Genomic DNA, 1339 nt, shown 5'->3' with positions numbered 1-1339 from the left:
CGTATGCTGCAATGACACGACTTCGGCGGTACGCTTGAGCCCCGCTACATTGTCGGCGCGGAATCACTAGACCAGTGAGCTATTACGCACTCTTTCAAGGGTGGCTGCTTCTAAGCCAACCTCCTGGTTGTCTCTGCGACTCCACATCCTTTCCCACTTAGCGTACGCTTAGGGGCCTTAGTCGATGCTCTGGGCTGTTTCCCTCTCGACCATGGAGCTTATCCCCCACAGTCTCACTGCCGCGCTCTCACTTACCGGCATTCGGAGTTTGGCTAAGGTCAGTAACCCGGTAGGGCCCATCGCCTATCCAGTGCTCTACCTCCGGCAAGAAACACACGACGCTGCACCTAAATGCATTTCGGGGAGAACCAGCTATCACGGAGTTTGATTGGCCTTTCACCCCTAACCACAGGTCATCCCCCAGGTTTTCAACCCTGGTGGGTTCGGTCCTCCACGACCTCTTACAGCCGCTTCAACCTGCCCATGGCTAGATCACTCCGCTTCGGGTCTTGAGCGCGCTACTAAATCGCCCTATTCGGACTCGCTTTCGCTACGGCTTCCCCACACGGGTTAACCTCGCAACACACCGCAAACTCGCAGGCTCATTCTTCAAAAGGCACGCAGTCACGACGCACTGAGTAAACTCAATGCGCGACGCTCCCACGGCTTGTAGGCACACGGTTTCAGGTACTATTTCACTCCGCTCCCGCGGTACTTTTCACCATTCCCTCACGGTACTATCCGCTATCGGTCACCAGGGAATATTTAGGCTTAGCGGGTGGTCCCGCCAGATTCACACGGGATTTCTCGGGCCCCGTGCTACTTGGGTGTTTCTCAAACGAGCCGTTGACGTTTCGACTACGGGGGTCTTACCCTCTACGCCGGACCTTTCGCATGTCCTTCGCCTACATCAACGGTTTCTGACTCGTCTCACGGCCGGCAGACCGTGAAAGAGAAATCCCACAACCCCACATACGCAACCCCTGCCGGGTCTCACACGCATATGGTTTGGCCTCATCCAGTTTCGCTCGCCACTACTCCCGGAATCACGGTTGTTTTCTCTTCCTGCGGGTACTGAGATGTTTCACTTCCCCGCGTTCCCTCCACTTGCCCTATGTGTTCAGGCAAGGGTGACAGCCCATGACGACTGCCGGGTTTCCCCATTCGGAAACCCCCGGATCAAAGCCTGGTTGACGACTCCCCGGGGACTATCGTGGCCTCCCACGTCCTTCATCGGTTCCTGGTGCCAAGGCATCCACCGTGCGCCCTTAAAAACTTGGCCACAGATGCTCGCGTCCACTGTGCAGTTCTCAAACAACGACCAACCACCCATCACCCC

The 1339-nt window shown here is 56.7% G+C and carries 1 rRNA gene (cut by a window edge); it reads right to left on the bottom strand.

The annotated features are described in order from the left end of the window. Positions 1-1282, bottom strand: a 23S ribosomal RNA gene (locus tag ACFZDJ_RS54965); it reaches 1926 nt to the left of the window's first position. Between the last annotated feature and the right edge of the window lie 57 nt (positions 1283-1339).

Source organism: Streptomyces sp. NPDC007896 (genome assembly GCF_042959425.1).
Taxonomy (GTDB): domain Bacteria; phylum Actinomycetota; class Actinomycetes; order Streptomycetales; family Streptomycetaceae; genus Streptomyces.
The sequence above is the reverse complement of the archived record's forward strand: the minus strand, read 5'-3'. Positions and strand labels throughout refer to the sequence as shown.